Raw genomic sequence first — 20,522 nt, 5'->3', positions numbered from 1 at the left:
TGGATCCGGCCCAGAGCGTCGAGCAGGCCAAGGCCGATGCGGGGTGCGCCTGCGCGTGACGGTGCGTGGAGTGCTCTTCCGGTTCAGCCGGACGGACTAGCGGCGACGGTGCGCGGGCAGGCGGTGGGCTGGGGGAGTGGCAGTTGAGCCTCTGCCGGTCGGTCGAAGCGGATACGCTCTGACTGTGACTTTCCAAGGCTGGCCGGCCGAGTCGCTGGAGTTCTACGAAGGGCTCGAGGCCGACAACTCCAAGACATACTGGACGGCTCACAAGGCCGTCTACGACTCCATCGTGTACGGGCCGATGGCGGCGCTCGTGGAGGAGTTGGAGCCCGAGTTCGGCTCGAGCAAGATCTTCCGGCCGTACCGCGACGTCCGGTTCAGCGCGGACAAGTCGCCGTATAAGACCGCGATCGCCGCGTCGCTGGACAAGGGCGGGTACGTCCAGCTCTCGGCCGACGGGCTCGCTGCCGGGAACGGGTACTACGTGATGGCGTCGGACCAGCTCGAGCGGTATCGGGCCGCGGTCGCTGACGACGCGCTCGGCGCTCAGCTGCGCCGGCTGCTCGGCCAGATCTCGAAGCAGGACATCGAGATCGCGGTCCGAGAGACGCTCAAGAACGCGCCGCGCGGATACCCGAAGGACCACCCGCGGCTTGATCTGCTGCGCAACAAGGACCTGATCGCCTGGAAGCAGTGGCGGGTCGAGCCCTGGCTGGAGACCGCCGCGGCGAAGGACCGAATCGTCGAGTTCTTCCGGGCGACCCGGCCGCTGTCCGCCTGGCTGGACGAGCACGTCGGCCCGACCGCGACGCAAGGGCGTTGATTCGGCTTGCGTGGCGGTCGGGCCGCGGCGTCGAGTCTTCTCGAGGGGATCAGTTGGACTGGTAGGACATCTCGGTCGCGAACGGCGGCGCTTGGCCGGTGTCCGAGTAGATGGCCTGCCAGGACTGCTGCGGGGTGAAGTCGGTACCCGAGCAGGGGTCGCTGTGGTCGGCGCAGGCCTGGTACTGGGAGAGCGCGGCGGAGAAGAAGATCGCCCCGGCCGAGCCGTGCGCCTTGCCCCACGCGCTGATCGACGCCCACTCCTGCGCCATCGCCGCGTTGTAGATCTGCGGCGCGGCGAACGCGTTCGGGTTGCCCCAGGCCAGCTGGTACTCGTCTGCCTGGGTCCAGCCGTTGTCGCAGCCCCCGTAGGGCGGGCAACCGTCGGCCGAGCCGAAGTCGTAGTAGTAGGAACCGGTGGACTGGAAGCCGTTGGCCCAGTTCAGCGCGTGCGACGGGGCGCCGTATCCGGGCTCGAAGTCGGTCGAGCCGAGCGCGCCGAGCTGGGCGGTGTAGCCCTTCGCCGTGATCCACGCGCTGAGGTTCTTGACCATGTTGCCCCAGGCTGTGCCGAGCGCGGTGTCGTTGCTCGAGTTGATCCCGCTGCCGTTGTTGGTGACGCCGGGGGCCACGTTCATGAACGACTTGCTGCCCGCGACGGTGCAGTCCCAGAACCCCTGCATGTAGTTCTCGACGTTGGCCTGGATCGCGGCGTTCGAGTTGAAGCCGCCGATGTAGCTGTCCCAGGCGCCGAACGTACCGGCATTGTTCCACCCCGGGTCGCCGAAGTTGAGCAGTGCCAGCTGGCTGTGCTGGCCCTGCGCGTCGGACGCCTTCCCCTGGTTGCAGCCCATCGTGTACATGTTCGTGGTGGTCACATAGCGCGAATACGTCACGGGCGGGAAGGCGGCGGTCGCCGGGCTCGCGGCGCCGGCGTGCGGCACCGTCTTCGGCTGGCTCGCCGCCTGAGCGCCGCCCGATGCGGCGGCCAGGACTATCCCCGCGGCCGCGGCCGTGAGCAGCAGGGTTCGAAATGCCTTCATGGCCGGTGTGCTCCCCTCTGCGACATGAATCAGACTCCTGTTCTGTCGTCGCCCCGGACGCCTGCCGTGCGGGGCCGGTGGGCTCACCGTAGGAAGCGGCGTCCGCGCGGCACAGGTCGCAGAACGCAGGACGCGGGCGGCTGTGGACCGTTGCCGCGCGCACCCGTCGTTCGCCTGTCAGGCGAACGGCCGACGTGCGCGCCGGCTTGTCTCTCGCCGACAGTGGTCGACGACCCGGGACGTCCGGGCCGACCCTGAAAGGCACTGATATGGGGATCCTGCTATCAAAAGGCGCCGGGCTGCGCCGGGCCGGGCAGCGGGTGGCGGCGGGCGCCGCCCTCGCCGTGCTGGCCGTCGCCGCGGCTGCCGGGCCGTCTCACGCCGCGGTGCACGGGGCCGCGGCGAAGACGGATTCGACGAACAGCGTCGCGACCAAGGTCAATGTCGTCACCGCGCCGGCAGTCGCCAGCGCGGTGACGACGCCGGTGACGACGAACTATCCGTGGAACGGGCTGACCTACAACAACGGCGGCGACCAGTGGGGCATGGCCTACGGCCAGTGCGTGTCCTACGCCGCCTGGATGATCTACCAGAACTTCGGCGGGAATCAGCACCCGCCGACCATTCCGGACGCCGGGTGGTTCCCGTCGGACGGGCTGTCCAAGGGCCCGGTGCGCTACTCCTGGGGCAACGCGGGCGACTGGAACGTCTCGGCCGCCAACGCCGGGTTCGCGGTCAACGGCACTCCGCACGTGGGCGCGATCGCGCAGTGGGTCACCGGCAGTGACAGCGGCCAGTTCACAGTGGGACACGTCGCCTACGTCACCGCCGTCTACAGCGACGGCTCGATCGACCTGGCCCAGTTCAACCTGCGGGAGGACAGCAAGTTCTCCACCCTGCACATGGGCCACGGCGGCGCGACGGACACCTCGAACGGCCACGGACCCTTCTTCGTGCCCTGGCCCGACCACTTCCTGCACATCGGCGACGGCGGCATCGGCTCGTCCGGCAAGCCGTACCAGGTGACCGGCGCCGACAGCCAGGGCCTTGCGATCCAGTCGCAACCGCACGTCAACCACGTGGTCGGCTGGGCGTCCGACGGCACGACCCTCTACGTGGTCTGCCAGACCAAGTACGGCGACCAGGTCGACGGCCGCACTCAGTACGGGCGCCCGTTCACCACCTGGGACAAGCTGGACGACGGAACCTGGGTCTACGACTGGTACATGAACACCCCGACGGTCGCGACGAACGGCTACTCGCCGGGAATCTCGCCCTGCTCCGGCGGGTGAGCCGGTAGACCATCCGATCCGCGGGCCGGCACCGAGAGCTCGACATAGGTGCCGGCCCGCGGCTGGCTGTCGATCCGCGCCTCGCCGCCGACCGCCGTGAGTCTTGCGCGGATGGATCTCTCCAGGCCGAGGCCGCCCGCGGCGCTCGACGGATCGAAACCGCAGCCCTGATCCAGCACGGACACCACGATCCGGCCGTCGGCGCTGTACGCGCGCACGACGGCCGCATCCACGCCCGCATGCTTCGCCACGTTCGTCAGCGCCTCGTGCACGGCGTCCGCGACGGCTTCGACGACGTCTGATTCGAGGCCGCCGGGCGGGGCGGCATCCCGCAGCCCGACGGTGTTGAGCTCGACGTTCAGGCCGATCCGGGTCTTACGCCGGGCCACCGCCTGCAAGGCCGAGAGCAGATCGCCCGGCCCGGCCTCCATCGGAGCGCCCTCGACCAGCGCCCGCAACCAGGCGGCCTCGACGGCGATGTGTGAGCGCAGCTCCCGGTCCGGCACCCACTCGCCGCGGGCGAGTGTCTCCATGGTCTGCAACACCCGGTCGTGCAGCATCCGTGAATGCCGCGCCCGCTCACGCTCCCCGGCGAGCTCGTCCGCCCGCGCCACCGCTTGAGCCCGGCTCACGTCCGAGGCGCGCGCGACCTGACGCAGATACCGCGCGGCGGCCCAGGCGACGACGGTGTTCGGCAGATAGCTGATCGAGTTCGGCACCGTGTTCCACGCCGGATCGTGGTGCACGAGTACCGCCGAGGTGCCGTACGTGGTCGCCAGGAACGCGGCCGCGCCCAGCACCGTGAAGAGGCTGCGATACCCGAGGCCGATCCCGATCGAGGCGATGATCGTGAACGGATACATGAAATCGGCCCACGTGTTCCCGTCGGCCGACGTGGTCAGCGCGGCGTTCACGGTCAGCCCGGCGGCGCACACGAGCACGTCCGCGCTGATCCAGCCGGTGCGTATCCGCCCGGCGCGCACGCAGACCGCGATCAGGACGGCGCTCTCCGCGGCGATCGCGGCGAGCAGCGCGCCGGACTCCCCGAACCGTGGGAAGTGGGCCGGCGCCATCGCCAGGACGACCGAGGCCTGGGCGATCCCGCCGGCTCGGAAGAAGCCCATCGCCCAGGCCAGCACCCGCTCTACCCGCAGCGCGGTCGGCGCCTCGCCGGCCCCCGCCGCGTTCGCTCCGTCCGCCCGATTCCCCTCAGCCGCTTCGGCCGCCCCAACCAACACCGCCGTCAACCCTCGCTTTGCCCCGGATCTCGCGCCGACAGCTGGGTCAGCGCCGCCCGGGTGAGCTCCGCCTTGTTGCCGACCTGCAGTTTCGTGCGGATCCGCTCGATGTAGGTGTCGACGGTCGCCTTGCTCACCCCCATGCGGGTCGCCGCCTGCGCGTGCGTGAAGCCCCGGGCGATCAGGCTGAGCGTCTCCTCCTCCCGCCGGGACAGCACGCCCGCGTGCGCGGCGGACTGGCGCGGCGGCCGCGGGTCCGGCTGCGGATGGGTCAGCTCGGTCTGCAGTATGTCGGCAAGCTGAGACGAGAGGTAGAAGCCGCCCGCCGCCACCGCCTCGACCGCCGAGACGAACGCCTCGGGCGAGGCGAGCTTGGTGATGTAGCCGGCGGCGCCCGCCCTGATGGCGCCGAGCACGTCCCCGGGCCGCCCGGAGACCGACATCACCAGCACCCGCGCCCCGCCGCTGAGCCGGGAGACCGCGTCCAGACAGGGCTCGTCGCCGTCGTGGTAGAGGTCGAGGACGATCAGGTCGACGTCCGCGCTGTCCGGGCCGAGCGCGTCGAGCAGCCCGCCGGGCGCCGCCGCGGTCGCGACGACGTCCACCGAACCGGTCTCGGTGAGCACCTGTTCGACTCCTCGCCGGGCGATCGGATGGTCGTCGACGATGGCAACCCGGATCATGTCGGACCCCCGCAAGACGTATGCGTCCTCGATATCGCGATCCACATCATCTCCTCGCGGACAGGTGTTCGGCTAGGGGTGGATTCGGGTGCCCACGGCACCGTGAACCGGGGTCGGCGGGAGGAGGGCGGAACCGCCGGCGGCGCTCCCCTCCAGCTTGCGGGCAGTGGAAAGATCTTGTCACGCCCGATATTCGCGGGACACGTGTCCTGCGAATCCACCACAGACTCTCGCGGTATGCGGGCTCTGCGGAAAAGCGGGTGTCGTCAGCTTGGTGCGTACGGTGTGCGAACTAGCGCTTCGCCCGGCCGCGTTGGGTGAGCGCGATGCCGATCGCGAACGCCACGAAGACGAGCAGCACCACGGCGGCGAGCGGCGTGGCGTACGTGCTGAATCCGGTGGTGCGTGTGCTCGCCGCTGCGATCGGGGAAGCCGAAACCGATGCTGGGACGAGCGCGGCGTTCCCGCCCAATCCCGAGGAGGTGCCCCCGGGCGGCGGGCCCGCGTTCAAGGCGCCAGTGGAGTCCGGGGCCGGCGCACCGGTCGACGAGGGCTGCCACGTAGCGCTCGGTGTGTCAGGTGTCGATGCGGTCGGGGCGGTGATCGGCGCTCCCGTACCGTTCGAAGGCGCGCCGAAGTAGAACTGCGCGTGCGCGTGGTTGTACCCGAGTTCGCCGGAGATGTTCACGCCGCCGATCGTGAACAGCGAATAAGCGCAGATACCCGTGGTGGTGATCACGGCGGGGCCTCGCGCTGCGGCGCCGTTCATGGTGACGTAGAGGCGGATCGACAGGCTTCCGTGCGGCGGGATCCAGACTGCGTGGGGCGGCTCGCTCAGGGCCCAGACACCGCCGACGGGCTCGGCGGACGACGAGCGCCAGGCCCCGGTCGCAGGGTCCTTCCACAGCACGTCGATGCCGGAGCCGTCGGTCGGATCCGGCGTGCTGTCGGTGCCGGGGCTGGTGAGGGAGAACGAGAAGCCCTCCACCTCGATCCGGTCGGCCGAGGTGGAACGGATGGTGAAGGTGGGCGAGAACGATCCGCCGACGGTGACCTTCGCCGGAACCCCGCCGATGGTCGTCGCGATCGAGCCGATGCCGGGGCTCGGCGTGCTGTCGGCGCTGGCCGGGGGAGCGGCCCACACCGCGGCTGCGAGCACGCTGCCGATCGCGGCGGACACCAGCGCGGTGCGACCCGGCACGACGACAACCCCCAGCGACGGCGCTCGTCGTGCATCGCGCCGCAGCAAGGCGGCGATGCCTGATCGACGGCGGTTTTGGATCAACGACAGGCCGTTGAAATATATCGTGTGCGCCTCAGTGGGTCTAGACCGGTCACCTAGGAGGTCCGCCCATCCAGTTCGCCCCAGAGCAGCATGAAATGTTCCGGCGCCGCGTGCAATTCGTAAGCCGGAAGCACGCCCGGTCCGCAGGACGCGGTGCCCAGACCGTTCTGCGCCACGTCGATGTTCACCCAGACCCGTTCACCGGCCACGAGATCGTGCGGGTGGCGGGCGGCGTCGAGCTGCTCCGTCGTCCAGCGCCGAGCGGTGAACTGGAAGGGCCGCGGCCCGCTCCAGCGCAGGCCCGCGCCCGTCGCCTCGTTCCACAACGCGGCCCAGCGCACATCGATCCGCGCGCCGTTCTCCTGCGGGAAGACATACGGGGTCTGCATCTCGTCGACGGAGGCCCGGTGCAGGCCGATCCTCGAGGCCCGGCGACTGTCCGGGTATGCCTCGCCCGGGCCGCCGCCGAACCAACGTGCCCGGTCGTAGCGTCCGGGCAGGCCGATCCGCAGCCCCAGCCTCGGCAACACGACCGGCCACTCACCCTCCGGGTGGACGTTCAGGTCGAGGCGCAGCGTCCGTTCGTCCGGCGCTGTCCACCGATACGAGGCCAGCAAGCCGACGCCGGTCGCTGCCGGGGCGAGCCGGGTGTGCACGGTGACCTGCCGCTCGTCGCGTGCGACACCGATCACTCGCTCGTGCATCCTGTGCAGGCCCAGCTGCCTCCATCGCTCGGCGAGCCGCTGTTCCTGGCGGCCGTCGTCGTTGTCGGTCGGCGCACGCCAGATGTCGACGCGCGGCGCGACCAATTCGATCCCTGCGAAGGAGGTGAGACGGCCGAGGTCGTCGAACACGGCGTGCCGGGGGAGGGGGTTGGCGGCTGACGCCTCGCCGGCTGGGGTCGGTGCGGCGGCCTCTTCGCTGAACTCGGCCGCTGCGCTGCTCCGGCTTGAGGTCGGCCACTGCCCCCAGGCGACTTCGTGTCCTGTCTTCGCCCAGGACTGATCCGTGGCCAGGACCGCGCGCACGGTCCGCCAGCCCTCGGCCTGCGACGTGCCGTCGGCTGCCGCGTGCCGCACCGGCCGGTCGAGTTTGAGCGTCGCGCTCTGGCCGGGCGCCAGCGAGGGACAGGGCGCGACCCCCTCGCCCAGCGGCTCGCCCTCGACCTCATACCTCCAGTGCAGCCGAAGGTGTGCGAGGTCGGCGAAGTCGTAGCGGTTCTCGACGATGAACTCGTCCGGGTTCGCGTCCGCGTCGCCGCCGGTGATGCGGACCGGTTCGACCACCTTCTTGAACTCGATCAGGCCCGGGGAGGGGGTGCGGTCCGGGAACACGAGGCCGTCGCAGACGAAGTTGCCGTCGTGCAGTTCCTCGCCGAAGTCCCCGCCGTACGCGAAGTATTCGCGGCCGGCCGCCGTGTGCGCGCGGATCCCGTGGTCGATCCACTCCCAGATGAACCCGCCTTGGCAGCGCTCGTACTTCTCGAAAAGCTGCTGGTACTCGGTCAGACCGCCCGGCCCGTTGCCCATCGCGTGTCCGTACTCGCACAGGATGAACGGCATGGCTCGGCGCCGCGCGTCGAGCTCTGCGTCCTCGAGCGGCGGCTCCTCGCGTCGGCCGATCAGGTCCACCTCGTTCGGGTGGGCGTACATGCGGCTGTACACGTCTGTGTACTGACAGGACCGGTCGTCCTCATAGTGCAGCGGGCGCGTCGGATCGAGGGTGCGGATCGCGTCCGCCATCCGGCCGAGGTTCTCACCGACGCCGGCCTCGTTGCCAAGCGACCACAGGATGATGCTCGGGTGATTGCGGTCGCGGCCGACCATACGCCGGGCCCGATCCTCCAGGGCGGCGCTCCACCGCGGGTCGGCGGTCGGGTTGCCGCGCCAGCCGGTCGCCGGCGCGAAGCCGTGCGTCTCGAAGTCGCACTCGTCGATCACCCACATGCCCAGCTCGTCGCAGAGCTTGAGGAAACGGGGGTGCGGCGGGTAGTGGCTGGTGCGCACGGCGTTGATGTTGTTCCGCTTCATCAGCTCCAGGTCGGCGCGCATGACCTGCTCGGTCACCGCCCGCCCGCGGTCGGGGTGGAACTCGTGCCGGTTGACCCCGCGCAGCAGGATCCTGCGGCCGTTGACCTTCAGCATGCCGTCCTCGATCGCGACGGTGCGAAAGCCGACCGCGACCGTCACCCGTTCGGCGTCGGTGGCCACCTCGACCCGGTAAAGACGCGGGGTCTCCGCGGTCCACGGACTGACTGGCACGCTCACCGGGACGCCTGCGGGGGCGCCGTCGAGACCGAGCTGCGGGCAGGTGATCCGGGCTGACGTCCCCTCGCCATCGGCGTCAGTGTCGGCATCGACCAGGAGCGTCCCGAGGCCCGTGATGTGGTCGTAGTCCGCACGCACCCGCACGTCCCGGATTCCTCCGGCCGGCCGCGAGATCAGCGACACGTCGCGGAAGATGCCGGGCATCCACCACATGTCCTGGTCTTCGAGGTAGGTGCCCGGCGACCACTGGTGCACCCGCACCGCCAGCACGTTTTCGCCGGGCCGCAGCAGATGGCCGACCTCGAACTCGGCCGGCAGCCGGCTGCCGAAGGTGACTCCCAGCTCGGTCCCGTTGAGCCACATCCGGCCGCACGAGTCCACGCCCTCGAATCGCAGCACGGCGGACCCCGCCGGCCACGCCTCGGGCAGGTCGAACACGCACCGGTGATCGCCGGTCGGATTCTCGTCCGGCACGAACGGCGGATCGACCGGGATCGGGTAGTTGACGTTCGTGTACGCCGGTGCGCCGTAGCCGTGCAGCACCCAATGCGACGGGACCGGCAGCCGCGCCCACCCGCTGTCGTCGAAACCCGGATCCGCGAAGGCGTCGCCGCCCGCGACCCGGGCCGAGGGCGAGAGCCGGAAGCGCCAGGCGCCGTTCAGATCGAGCCGCGCCGCGTCGCCGGCCACATGCGCGCGCGGGCTCAGGACGCCGCGCGGCAGCGGGATCTGGTGCAGGTACGACACGCGGGACTCCTGTGAGTGCGTGGTGCTTCATGTGCAAGTGAGTTGCCTTCTGTGGCTTATTCTTATGCCGGAGGTGCGGCTCGGCCAGATCTGCGCCGCGGTCTGTTCGTTTTCCGCCGCGAATCCCTCGACCGAACACCGAGCGCACCTGGTCCGTGCTCGCCGGGCAGCACGATGGGTAGGATCGGGACGCAGACCGGAGAGGGTGGCAAATGTTCGAGCTGGGCACCGACGGCCCGTCCGTGATCGTCGCCGGGGTCGACGGGTCGGAGTCCTCGATGCGGGCCGCCGCGTACGCGGCCGGGCTCGCCAGACGGCAGAACTCCCGCCTGGTCCTGGTCTTCATCCAGCCGATGAACACCATAGGCGGCGCGGCGACGGGCGCGGCCATGGTGCAGCTGGGGCAGGACCTCGCGACCGACCTCGAGCGCCAGATCCGCGAAGCCGCCGAACGTCTCGACGCGGCCGAAGGGATCCGCTGGGAGTTCGTCTCGCAGCCCGGCGACGCGTACAACGGCCTGGTCGAGGTGGCGGACCGGCTCCGCGCGGACGCCGTGGTGATCGGGGCGTCGACGAAGGCCGGTCACCGCCTCCTCGGCTCGGTGGGCGTCCGGCTGGTGAAGTCGGGCCGCTGGCCGGTCACTGTCGTGCCGTGACCGCGGTGCCCGCGCCGGCCACAAGGCCCTGACGTACAGGCTGAAATCAGGCTTCTGGCTTTCCGGCGGTCAATGCGGCGGCGCGTTCACCGCGCCGGATCGAGCCCGAAGTGCGGGAACACCGCGCGACGGGTCGCCAGGACCGCCTGGTCCACCGGGCCTGCCGGATCACGGCCGCCGGTCCGCGGCGCCGGGTTCGGCGAATGGCCGTCCGTCATCCGCGTCGGAGCGGCGAAACCGGTGCGCTCAAAGGCGTGCGTGCGCCATTCGGGCGGCGTCTCGGCCCGCGGCGGCAGGGGGCGGTGCGCGGCCTCCGCCAGGATCAGGGTCCAGATACGCGGGACGACGTCGACGACCGCGTAGCCCCCGCCGCCGAACACCAGCCAGCGGCCCTGTGCGTATTCGTGGGCGAGGGCGTGCAGCCGCTCGGCCGCCGCGCGCTGCCCGTCCACGGTGAGCATCAGATGCGCCAGCGGATCGAGCGCATGGCTGTCGCAGCCGTGCTGCGTGACCAGGACTTCGGGGGCGAAGGCGCTCAGCAACGGGTCCACCACGGCGTCGAAGGCCCGCAGCCACTGGTCGTCCCGCGTCCCGGCCGGCAGCGCGATGTTCACGCTGGTGCCTTCCGCGCCCGGTCCGCCGGACTCCTCGGGCAGGCCGGTGCCCGGAAACAGGGTTCGAGGGTGCTCGTGCAGGCTGATCGTCAGCACTCTCGGGTCGTCGTAGAAGGCGGCCTGCACCCCGTCCCCGTGATGCGCATCGACGTCCACGTAGGCGATCCGCCGCGCACCTTGCGAAAGCATTCGGGCGATCGCGATCGCGACGTCGTTGTAGAGACAGAACCCTGAAGCGTGCGCCCGCATCGCGTGGTGCAGGCCGCCGGCCATGTTCGCTGCGTGCCCGGCCGCTCCCGACCACACCGCGTCCGCCGCGGCCACGCTCGCTCCGACCACGATCGCCGAGGCACCGTGCATGTCGGGGAACATGGGGTTGTCCGCGGTACCGAGGCCGTAGCGCAGCCGGTCGGCATGGGTGCCGAGAGCGACCTCCCGCACCGCCCTGATGTAGTCGGCATCGTGGGCGAGTTCGAGCACGTCGTCGCGCGCCGGCGTGACCGGTGCGAGCGCGACGCCGGGAACGCCCAGCACGCCCAGCGACCTGGCCAGCGACATCGTCAGCTCCAAGCGCGCCGGAGCGAGCGGATGATCGTGGCCGAAGTCGTACGCCATCAGCGAGTCGCACCACGGTATCCGCAGCACATCGGCCACGCGTTCCCCCGGCCCCATCCCCAGCCCCACCGTCACCCTCTCGAAGCGCGGCTTGCCCGCCCCTCCTCCACTATCGCGCCCCCGCGGGCCGTCTGAGTATTCCGGCGGGCGCACATCGGAAGTCGAGGTGAGTACGGACCCGGATGCGCACGTCGCGCGCCGTGTGACCGAACGGTGTGCCCCTTGCGCGCTACGCCGACGGGAAGAGGTCGGTGAAGGCCGAGGAGCTGGCGCCCAGCCCCTGGTTGAACGGATTGTCGAGGTTGAAGATCAGGATCATCATGAACCCGATCAGCGCGGTCAGACCCATGAGCATCGCGACGTGGCTGATGTGCTGCTTCATGCCGAAGACGAACGTCAGCGCGACGGTCAGCACGCCGCCGAGGATCAGTCCCACCCACAGCAGGTCGGGCATCCGGTCCGTCGCGGCCGCCTCCCGCCCACGCCGGGCGTCCGCCAGCGTGCTCAGCTGCCCGACCGCGTCCGAGGCGACGTTGTTCTGAGCGCTCGTCGTCGGCGTGTAAGAGGTCACGTCGAGGCGCAGATCGTCCAGCAGCGTCCAGCCCTTCTCACCGAGCGGCTTCTGCTGGTCCATCAACGGCCACTCGGCGCGCACCACGTAGCCGGCGTACGTCGTCGCGTCCGCCTGGATCTTCTCGCGCGTCGGCGCGGGTAGGGAATCCGCGAGCTGATACACCTCCTGGAGGCTGCTGGCCTCGGTCTGCGCCCGCTGCTCGGCGTTGTCCCGGTTCTCCCACACGGACACCAGCGCCAGGCCCACGATCAGCGCGTAGAAGACCCCGACCATCATCGTCACGTACTCGCTGATGTCGTGCTCCTTCTCTTCCTCGGTCTTGTTCCCCGGGAAGAGCCGCATGCGGGTCTGGTGCGCGAGCGCGCCGACCGAGGCGGCGACGAGAATCACGATGAGCCCGGTTGTCACGGAGGTCATGCGGGTCCCCTCAGTCGTTACTTGGTGCGCCGGCTGAGCGCGACGGCTGCTCCGGCCGCGGCGGGCATGGCCATGATCAGGATGAAGAGCGGGGTGGGGACGTCCGGCCCGCGCGGCGTGACCGCGCTGGGGGTGATCAGCGCCCGGTAGAGAGTCGGTGTCGGCGACGCGGCCGGGCGCGAGGGTGACGGCCGCGCGGAAGGACTCGGCGGCGGGGGCGGCACGATGGCCGGCGCCAGCGCGACAGCGGATTCAAACGGAGCCGGAGCGAGACTCGGCGGGACCGGCGGTGGCGGAGGTGGGGTCCGCGGGGGCGGGGGTGGAGGCGGGGCCGACGGCGGAGGAGGTGGTGGGGGTGGAGGCGGCGGCTGCGCGACACCGATGTATCCGGCGAAGGCGAGGGCGGCGACGCGATAGCGCAAGATGAGGATCGTCTGGTAACCGGTGGCGTCCACGACACCGACGTGTCGTCCGACGACGGCGGTCACGGTCGCGAAGCAAACCACTGAGCTCAGTGGTCGCAGATCCGCGATCACCGGACCGCCGCCCGGGCACGTCACCGCGCCGCCGCCGACGACCGGATCGCTCACCTGCACGTCCTGAGCCTCAAACAGAGTGTTGTTACGCACCTCGTAGACGACGTTGACCGGCGAGCCGGCCGGAACACTCGGAGGCGGGTCGTCGGCACCCGCGTCGCCGATCGGCTGACCCTGCACGGTCACCAGCAGACTCAGGGCACCGATACCGGGGATCACCGGCTCGGCAACCGCGTTCGTCTTTGCTGCAGGAGCGTGCGCGGCCGAGGAGCCGAACACCGTCGCCGCGAACGTCGCCGAGTTGAATTCCCGCACGCTGAACGCCATCGCATGGAACGCCGACGCGGGGAGCACCACCGTCGGCAGTGCCAGCCCGACCAATGCCCCGGCCCGCCGCAAAAGGCGTGCCACCAGCATGAGCGCTCCCTCCCCTGAAGCCTTCGCCGCGACAGAACATAGCTACGCACGATGCGTCGAACGAGGGGGAGCGGTTCGCTATCACCGGATTGAGTGATGTTCCGCCAGATCAGGTTTATGCCAACGGGACGGATCAGACCTCTGACAGGAGCTTCAGGTGTGCGGCAGGGTCTTCGATGATGCGGCGCACGGTCGCGGTCGCCGCGCCCAGCAACGGACCGCGCCTTCCCAGCTCCGACACCAAAAGCGCCTCAGGCGCCCACGGCCGGACCGTCACCCGCGCCGCGAGCTCGGCGCGGAGTCCCGGTAGCAGCCACGGGCCGAGTTCGGCATACGCGCCGCCGAGCACGATGGCGGCCGGGTCGATCAGATTCACGGTCCCGGACAGCGCCGTGCCCAGCGCGCGCCCCGCCCGGTCCAACGCCTCGCGCACCGCCGCGTCCCCGTCGAGCGCCCGCTGCTCCAGCAGATCGATGTGATCGCCCGGCGCCTCCGCCAGACCGGCCGCGCGCAGCACGGCGGCCTGGCCCGCGTACTGCTCGAGGCAGCCGTGCGCGCCACACGTGCATGCCGGTCCGTCTGGCTGCACCGGGACGTGGCCGAGCTCGCCGGCGAACCCGGCTGCGCCCCGGTGCAGCCGCCCTCCGATCACGAGGGCCGCGCCGATTCCCGCCTCGGCCGAGACGTGCACGAAGTCGGCCGCGCTGGCGCCGTGCCACAGCTCGGCCAGCGCCCCCAGGTTCGCCTCGTTGTCGATCTCGACGGGCGCGTCGCGCATCGGCACCGGCAGCATCGGCCGCAGGTCGCGAGCCACCGGAACGCTGTGCCAGCCGAGGTTCGGCGCGTGCAGCACGGTTCCGGGCGCGTCGCCGATCAGGCCCGGGATCGCCACGACGGTTCCGGCGGGTCGCAGCCCCTGGGCCTCGGCGTGCCGGTAGGCGGCGTCGGCCACCGCGCCCAGTTCGGCCAGCGCCTCGGCGGGTGGGCGGCCGCGGTTGTCCGCCTCGACCTGGATCCAGGTGCGCACCGTCGCGCTCAGGTCCACCACGCAGGCGCCCAAGTGCTCGACGCCGATCTCGAGCCCGAGCCCGGCCGGTCCCCGGTCGGCCAGCGCGACGCTGCTGCCCGGCCGGCCCACCCGGCCGCTGGCCGCCGGACCCAGCTCGGCGATCAGGCCCGCCTCGCGCAGCTGCCCCACCAGGTTGCCTACCGCGGCGCGGGTCAGCCCAGTGCGGTCGGCCACGTCGGCACGCGAGAGCGGACCGCCGCCCGCCACGGTGCCCAGCACGAGCGCCAGGTTCTGCCTGCGCATGCCCTGAAGCGAGGCGGGTTCTGACGCTGATGAGGCAGACACTGGGGTTCCAGACGCTCGAATCACCGGTGGCGGAGGCGCGAAGGCGGCCGATCTAGACACGGCAGCCTAGCCAAGTCCGGTCTCGAAAAGACCTCTGGCTCGACTCAGAACGGTCGTAAACCTTTCCACCGTCGCCTCGTCCCTCGGCAGGGGCTCGAGCAGGACCCCTTCCGCCGTCTTCCAGCGGCGGGCGACGGCGTCCGCGCTCTCGCCGGTGATCAGCCCCGCGGCCTGCGCCGCCGCGCCCAGCGCCACGATCTCCTGCGTCGCGGGCACCAGTACCGGGCGCCCCGACAGCCGCCGCACCGTGTCGCGCCACGCTGCTCCCTGCGCCCCGCCGCCGATGAGCAGGATCGGAGCGTCGTCGGCCAGGGTCTCGCCGCCGTGGCGAAGCACGTCGTCGAGCGCCGCGTGCAGCGCGTACCCGGCGCCGTTGTAGGCGGCCTGGAGGATCTGCCCCGGCGTCGTCTCGTGCCTGAGCCCGTAGAAGAGTCCTGACGCGTACGGCAGGCTCGGGGTGCGCTCGCCGTCGAGGAAGGGGAACACCACCGCGCTGCCGCCGGGTTCGACTTGCTCGCGGTCGCGGCCGAGCAGCGCGGCGACCCAGTCCACAGCGAGCGTGCAGTTGAGCGTGCAGGCCAACGGCAGCCAGCCGCCGAGCGCGTCGGCGAAGCCCGCGACCACGCCGCTCGCGTCGGTCGGGCGCGAGCGGGCGACCGTGTAGACGGTCCCCGACGTCCCGAGGCTGAGCACCGGCACTCCCGGCATGAGCCCCAGCCCGAGCGCCGCGGCCATGTTGTCGCCCGTCCCCGCCGCCACCAAGGCGCTTTCGCGCAGCGGCGATCCCGGGCGCACCGTGCCGGCCGGCTGCCCCGGCTCGAGCACATCGGGCAGCTTCGCCGGATCGAGGCCGACCAGGTCGAGCAGGTCCTTGTCGTAGCCCTGCGGCGACCACCACCCGGTCCCCGAAGCGTCGCCGCGGTCTGTGACGGCCGCACCGGTCAGCCGCTCGGTCAGATAATCATGCGGGAGCCGAACCGCCGCTGTGCGCTCGGCCGCCTCAGGCTCGTTCTCCCGCAGCCACGCCCACTTCGTGATCGTGAACGAGGCCAGCGGCACACTGCCGACCCGCCGCGCCCACGCCTCGGCGCCCAACGATTCAACGAGCGCCGCGGCCTGCGGCGCCGAGCGCACGTCATTCCACAGCAGCGCGGGCCGCACGGGCCGTCCGTCGGCGTCAAGGGTGACCAGGCCGTGCTGCTGTCCGCCGACCGAGATCGCGAGCGCCCGGTCCGCGTAACCCGTTTGGCCCACGGCTTCGGTCAGCGCGCTCCACCACTGCTCCGGGTCGCTCTCCCGGCCCTCGCCCGTGCTCACGCTGTGCGGCGCACGCCCCTGCCCGACCACGGCGCCGGAGTCCACGTCCACCGCCAGCGCCTTTGTCGACTGGGTCGAGCTGTCCACCCCCACGACCACCCGGCTCTCGGTCACCCGCCGCCTCCTCGCTTAGCCCGCGTCCCGCTGGGGACTTTCCCCACCAGGCCCTCCCGTACTAATTTGTATTCTGTCTTTATAAATACCCCTGCGACCGTGGAGCACGCAATGACCCAGCCGTACACTCCGACACCCGGGGACAAGTTCACCTTCGGCCTGTGGACCGTCGGCTGGCAGGGGCGCGACCCCTTCGGCGACGCCACCCGGCCCGCGCTCGACCCGGTCGAGACGGTCACCCGTCTGGCCGAGCTCGGCGCGTACGGGGTCACCTTCCACGACGACGACCTGATTCCGTTCGGCTCCTCCGACGCCGACCGCGAGGCCCGGATCAAGCGGTTCCGCGCCGTGCTCGACGAGACCGGCCTGCGCGTGCCCATGGCCACCACGAACCTGTTCACCCACCCGGTCTTCAAGGACGGCGCCTTCACCGCGAACGACCGGGACGTGCGCCGTTTCGCGCTGCGCAAGACGCTCCGCAACATCGACCTCGCTGTAGAGCTCGGCGCCAAGGTATACGTCGCGTGGGGTGGGCGCGAGGGTGCCGAGTCCGGCGCCGCCAAGGACGTGCGCGCGGCGCTCGACCGGCTGAAAGAGGCTTTCGACCTGCTCGGCGACTACGTGCTGCGGCAAGGCTACGATCTGCGGTTCGCCATCGAGCCCAAGCCGAACGAGCCGCGTGGCGACATCCTGCTGCCCACGGTCGGCCACGGCCTGGCGTTCATCGAGCGGCTGGAGCACCCCGAGCTGGTCGGCCTGAACCCCGAGGTCGGCCACGAGCAGATGGCCGGGCTCAACTTCCCGCACGGCATCGCGCAGGTGCTGTGGCACGGCAAGCTGTTCCACATCGACCTCAACGGGCAGTCCGGGATCAAGTTCGACCAGGACCTGCGCTTCGGCGCGGGCGACCTGCGCCAGGCGTTCTGGCTGGTCGACCTGCTCGAAACGGCCGGATACGAGGGTCCGCGGCACTTCGACTTCAAGCCGCCGCGCACCGAGGACTTCGACGGCGTCTGGGCATCCGCGGCAGGCTGCATGCGCAACTACCTCGTGCTGCGCGAGAAGGCCGCGGCGTTCCGGGCCGACCCCGAGGTGCAGGAGGCGCTGAGGAACTCGCGCCTCGACCAGCTGGCCCAGACCACGCTCGCCGCCGGCGAGACCCTGGACGACCTGCTCGCCGACCGGTCCGCATTCGAGGACTTCGACGTCGAGGCGGCGGCCAAGCGCGGCATGGCCTTCGAACGGCTCGACCAGCTCGCCCTGGAGCACTTGCTTGGCGTGCGCTGAAGATCACTGAATATCAGTGTCAGATGGTATTAGCGTCCGCTGATCTGATCGCCGGTGGCTTCCGGCGGTCCGATCAGTGAACGCCGGCACAACGAGCGCTCCGCCGTCCCGGGCGCAGATCCCCAGCCTCGCGCCGCGGCCTGCTCCCGGCTCGGCCGCCTCTGGCAGGCCGTTTCTTGCCTTCGGCTGGCTGTGGGTAGATGGAAGCCCGCGTCGTCCGGGTCCGGTATCCCGGTCACTCATTCGCCCGGTGCGCGCCCTCTGCTGCACCGCCTCATGGGGCCAGTCATATCGTCGCCCCCTTGCTCGGCGGTTTGATCGGCGCCGGCTTGTACGAGGCACTGATCGGGCGCTTCCTGCCCGGCGAGACCAAGCCCGACGCGGTCGACGCGCCGGTCGAGCAAGTCCCCGAGCACCAGCCCGTCTGAAGGCAGGCGGCGTAGACCGGCAGCCGTGGTATCCGTAAGCAGACATCCACGCCCCACACAACGCAGTGAGAAAGGCAGCGCGCAATGGCTGACTTCGTCGGCGCGGTCGACCAGGGCACCACCAGCACCCGCTTCATGATCTTCGACCACAGCGGCCGGGAGGTGGCCCGGCACCAGCTGGAACACGAGCAGATCCTGCCCCAGGCCGGCTGGGTCGAGCACAATCCCACCGAGATCTGGGAGCGCACCCGCGCGGTGGTCGAGACGGCGCTGAACACGGCCGGCCTGAACGCCGCAGACCTGGCCGCGCTCGGCATCACCAACCAGCGCGAGACCACGGTCGTGTGGAACCGGCGCACCGGGCGCCCGTACCACAACGCGATCGTCTGGCAGGACACCCGCACCGACCGGATCGCCGCGGCGCTGGACAAGGACGAGCGCGGCCAGACCATCCGGCGCAAGGCGGGCCTGCCGCCGGCGACGTATTTCTCCGGCGGCAAGCTCCAGTGGCTGCTCGAGAATGTCGACGGCCTGCGCGAGGCGGCCGAGTCCGGCGAGGCGGTGTTCGGCAACACCGACAGCTGGCTGCTGTGGAACCTGACCGGCGGCGTGAACGGGGGAGTGCACGTCACCGACCCCACCAACGCCAGCCGCACGATGCTGATGAACCTGGAGACCCTCGACTGGGACGACGAGCTGCTGTCCTTCTTCGGCGTGCCGCGGGCAATGCTCCCGCAGATCCGGCCATCGTCGGACCCGCTCGGCTACGGCGCCACCCGCGCCGACGGCCCGCTGCGCGGCGAGGTCCCGCTGACCGGCGACCTCGGCGACCAGCAGGCCGCCACCGTCGGACAGGTGTGCTTCACTCCGGGCAGCGCGAAGAACACGTACGGAACCGGCAACTTCCTACTGCTCAACACCGGCAACGAGCTGGTGCGGTCGAACAACGGCCTGCTGACCACCGTCGCCTACCAGCTCGGCGACGCCAAGCCGGTCTACGCGCTCGAAGGGTCGATCGCGGTGACCGGCTCGGCCGTGCAGTGGCTGCGCGACCAGCTCGGCATCATCTCCGGCGCGGCGCAGAGCGAGGCACTGGCCCGGCAGGTCGAGGACAACGGCGGCGTCTACTTCGTGCCGGCCTTCTCAGGCCTCTTCGCCCCCTACTGGCGGTCCGACGCCCGCGGCGCGATCGTCGGCCTGTCCCGCTACAACACGAACGCGCACGTCGCCCGAGCCACACTCGAAGCGATCTGCTACCAGACGCGTGACGTCGTCGAGGCCATGGAGCAGGACTCCGGCGTCCGCCTCGACGTGCTGCGGGTCGACGGCGGCGTCACCGCGAACGACCTGTGCATGCAGATCCAGGCGGACGTACTGGGCGTGCCGGTGTCCAAGCCAGTCGTCGCGGAGACCACCGCGCTGGGCGCCGCGTACGCCGCGGGCCTGGCGGTCGGGTTCTGGAAGAACACCGACGAGCTGGTCAGGAATTGGAACGAGGACAAGCGCTGGCAGCCGACGTGGAACGAGGCGCGGCGCGAGAAGGGCTACCGCAGCTGGAAGAAGGCGGTCGCGCGGACCCTCGACTGGATCGACCTCGAGGATTGAGAGCCGGGAGATCGGCCCGCCATCCGATCTCCCGGCGGCGCACCTCCCTCGCTGCGACTTGACTTGCGCAGCGTCCGTCCACGCTCAGTGGTTGCCCTGATCCTGTCCCGCGACCGCCGCGTCCAGCGCCACGATCAAGTTATTCAGCCGTCCGCGCAGCTCAGCCGCCTCCGCCCACTCCAGCCCCGTCGTGGACGCGATCCTGGCTGCCACCGCTCGCACCTTTTCGCGCAGCACTTCGCCCGCCTCGGTAGCCGTCACGGTCACGGAGCGCTCGTCTTCGGTGCCCCGCCGCCGCGCGACGTATCCCGCCGCCTCTAGCCGCTTCAGCAGCGGAGAGAGCGTGCCGGAGTCCAGTCGAAGCAGCCGCCCCAGCTCCTTGACGGTCAGCTCCCCGTGTTCCCACAGCGTGAGCATCACCAGGTACTGCGGATAGGTGATTCCGGCGTCCCGCAGCAACGGCCGGTAGACGCTGTCGAAGGCTCGCGAGGCTGCGTGGAGCGCGAAGCAGAGCAAGTTGTCCAAGCGCAGCAGCTCATCCGCCGTTGTCGTCATCCTCTCACCATACCTCCGTCCAGCCGTGCGTCACTTTATTGTGTACAACTAAGTTGTGTGCAATCATTATGCCTGTCACTCCACAGCAAGACAATGCGAAGGGATGCGGACCATGGAAGCCCTGTACACCGCGGTCGCCACTGCCAACGGGCGCGAAGGACGTGCCGTCAGCTCCGACGGCCAGATCGACCTGCCGCTGGCGTTCCCGAAGTCCATGGGCGGGAACGGCGCGGGCACCAACCCCGAGCAGTTGTTCGCCGCCGGTTACGCCGCCTGCTTCGCCAGCGCGCTCGGGCTGGTCGCGCGCCGGGCCAAGGTGGACGTGTCAGAGGTCTCGGTGACCGCCGAGGTGACCCTCGGCAAGGACCCGGCCGACGGAGGCTTCGGACTCGCTGTCGTCCTCCGCGTGGAACTGCCCGACGACCTCCACGGCGAATCGGGCGCTGCGCTGGTCAAGCAGGCGCACCAAACCTGCCCGTACTCCAAGGCCACCCGTGGCAACATCGAGGTCGAACTCGTCACCGAGTAACCCACACGTTCTTGAGCGATGACGCGACGCGGCGGGCGATCGGACGGGCACGCGTCCGACTCGA

The 20,522-nt window shown here is 70.6% G+C and carries 18 protein-coding genes; 7 read left to right on the top strand and 11 right to left on the bottom strand.

The genetic code is table 11. The features are described 5' to 3' along the window. Positions 1 to 184 precede the first annotated feature (184 nt). Positions 185 to 826 carry a DUF2461 domain-containing protein gene (locus VGZ32_RS11125; protein ID WP_326885859.1) on the top strand — a complete coding sequence of 214 codons (642 nt, stop codon included), beginning with the start codon at positions 185 to 187 and terminating at the stop codon, positions 824 to 826. A 49-nt stretch (positions 827 to 875) separates the two neighbouring features. Here VGZ32_RS11125 and VGZ32_RS11120 read toward each other — a convergent pair whose 3' ends face one another. Continuing rightward, the gene (locus VGZ32_RS11120) at positions 876 to 1,868 is read right to left on the bottom strand and encodes a hypothetical protein (RefSeq protein ID WP_326885858.1); all 993 of its coding nucleotides are present in this window, start codon (positions 1,866 to 1,868) and stop codon (positions 876 to 878) included. Positions 1,869 to 2,137: 269 nt separating this feature from the next. Here VGZ32_RS11120 and VGZ32_RS11115 point away from each other — a divergent pair, with 269 nt between their 5' ends. Continuing rightward, the gene (locus VGZ32_RS11115) at positions 2,138 to 3,160 is read left to right on the top strand and encodes a CHAP domain-containing protein (protein ID WP_326885857.1); all 1,023 of its coding nucleotides are present in this window, start codon (positions 2,138 to 2,140) and stop codon (positions 3,158 to 3,160) included. Here VGZ32_RS11115 and VGZ32_RS11110 read toward each other — a convergent pair. The 4 genes from VGZ32_RS11110 to VGZ32_RS11095 form a co-directional block, all read right to left on the bottom strand. Further along, positions 3,124 to 4,398: a sensor histidine kinase gene (locus VGZ32_RS11110; protein WP_326885856.1), complete on the bottom strand. Its 1,275-nt coding sequence runs from the start codon at positions 4,396 to 4,398 to the stop codon at positions 3,124 to 3,126. The genes VGZ32_RS11115 and VGZ32_RS11110 overlap by 37 nt on opposite strands. 5 nt (positions 4,399 to 4,403) lie before the next feature. Continuing rightward, on the bottom strand, positions 4,404 to 5,126 hold the full coding sequence (locus VGZ32_RS11105) for a response regulator transcription factor (protein WP_326885855.1): 723 nt from the start codon (positions 5,124 to 5,126) through the stop codon (positions 4,404 to 4,406). A 247-nt stretch (positions 5,127 to 5,373) separates the two neighbouring features. Continuing rightward, complete coding sequence (locus VGZ32_RS11100) at positions 5,374 to 6,282, bottom strand: hypothetical protein (RefSeq protein WP_326885854.1); 909 nt, start codon at positions 6,280 to 6,282, stop codon at positions 5,374 to 5,376. 137 nt (positions 6,283 to 6,419) lie between these two features. Beyond that, complete coding sequence (locus VGZ32_RS11095) at positions 6,420 to 9,380, bottom strand: glycoside hydrolase family 2 TIM barrel-domain containing protein (protein WP_326885853.1); 2,961 nt, start codon at positions 9,378 to 9,380, stop codon at positions 6,420 to 6,422. Between the two features lie 212 nt (positions 9,381 to 9,592). On the opposite strand from VGZ32_RS11095, the gene VGZ32_RS11090 reads away from it, so the two are divergent. Then, positions 9,593 to 10,036, top strand: coding sequence for a universal stress protein (locus VGZ32_RS11090; RefSeq protein ID WP_326885852.1), 444 nt, complete (start codon positions 9,593 to 9,595; stop codon positions 10,034 to 10,036). An 86-nt stretch (positions 10,037 to 10,122) separates the two neighbouring features. Here VGZ32_RS11090 and VGZ32_RS11085 read toward each other — a convergent pair whose 3' ends face one another. The 5 genes from VGZ32_RS11085 to xylB all read right to left on the bottom strand — a co-directional run bounded on the left by VGZ32_RS11085 (position 10,123) and on the right by xylB (position 16,054). Then, positions 10,123 to 11,286 carry an acetoin utilization protein AcuC gene (locus VGZ32_RS11085; RefSeq protein WP_349263563.1) on the bottom strand — a complete coding sequence of 388 codons (1,164 nt, stop codon included), beginning with the start codon at positions 11,284 to 11,286 and terminating at the stop codon, positions 10,123 to 10,125. 208 nt (positions 11,287 to 11,494) lie between these two features. After that, a complete protein-coding gene (locus VGZ32_RS11080; protein WP_326885850.1) occupies positions 11,495 to 12,256 on the bottom strand; it encodes a hypothetical protein in 762 nt (253 codons plus the stop codon). Between the two features lie 17 nt (positions 12,257 to 12,273). Next, positions 12,274 to 13,209 (bottom strand): hypothetical protein, encoded by a 936-nt coding sequence (locus VGZ32_RS11075; protein ID WP_326885849.1) that lies wholly within the window; start codon positions 13,207 to 13,209, stop codon positions 12,274 to 12,276. Positions 13,210 to 13,342: 133 nt separating this feature from the next. Next, positions 13,343 to 14,521, bottom strand: coding sequence for an ROK family transcriptional regulator (locus VGZ32_RS11070; protein ID WP_326885848.1), 1,179 nt, complete (start codon positions 14,519 to 14,521; stop codon positions 13,343 to 13,345). Between the two features lie 108 nt (positions 14,522 to 14,629). Beyond that, complete coding sequence (gene xylB, locus VGZ32_RS11065; RefSeq protein WP_326885847.1) at positions 14,630 to 16,054, bottom strand: xylulokinase; 1,425 nt, start codon at positions 16,052 to 16,054, stop codon at positions 14,630 to 14,632. Positions 16,055 to 16,165: 111 nt separating this feature from the next. Between xylB and xylA the strand changes: the two genes are divergently transcribed. The 3 genes from xylA to glpK all read left to right on the top strand — a co-directional run bounded on the left by xylA (position 16,166) and on the right by glpK (position 19,374). Next, complete coding sequence (gene xylA / locus VGZ32_RS11060) at positions 16,166 to 17,341, top strand: xylose isomerase (protein ID WP_326885846.1); 1,176 nt, start codon at positions 16,166 to 16,168, stop codon at positions 17,339 to 17,341. Positions 17,342 to 17,643: 302 nt separating this feature from the next. Next, positions 17,644 to 17,769: a hypothetical protein gene (locus VGZ32_RS11055; RefSeq protein WP_326885845.1), complete on the top strand. Its 126-nt coding sequence runs from the start codon at positions 17,644 to 17,646 to the stop codon at positions 17,767 to 17,769. Positions 17,770 to 17,853: 84 nt separating this feature from the next. Next, a complete protein-coding gene (gene glpK / locus VGZ32_RS11050; RefSeq protein WP_326885844.1) occupies positions 17,854 to 19,374 on the top strand; it encodes a glycerol kinase GlpK in 1,521 nt (506 codons plus the stop codon). A gap of 84 nt (positions 19,375 to 19,458) precedes the next feature. Here the strand turns inward: glpK and VGZ32_RS11045 are convergent, their stop codons facing one another. Next, positions 19,459 to 19,929 (bottom strand): MarR family transcriptional regulator, encoded by a 471-nt coding sequence (locus VGZ32_RS11045; RefSeq protein ID WP_326885842.1) that lies wholly within the window; start codon positions 19,927 to 19,929, stop codon positions 19,459 to 19,461. Between the two features lie 112 nt (positions 19,930 to 20,041). Here VGZ32_RS11045 and VGZ32_RS11040 point away from each other — a divergent pair, with 112 nt between their 5' ends. Beyond that, on the top strand, positions 20,042 to 20,458 hold the full coding sequence (locus VGZ32_RS11040; RefSeq protein WP_326885841.1) for an organic hydroperoxide resistance protein: 417 nt from the start codon (positions 20,042 to 20,044) through the stop codon (positions 20,456 to 20,458). Positions 20,459 to 20,522: the final 64 nt, after the last annotated feature.

It is taken from the genome of Actinocrinis sp. (genome assembly GCF_035938995.1).
Taxonomy (GTDB): domain Bacteria; phylum Actinomycetota; class Actinomycetes; order Streptomycetales; family Catenulisporaceae; genus DASZGI01.
Note: the sequence above shows the minus strand (reverse complement) of the source record. Positions and strands in the feature narration are given on the sequence as shown.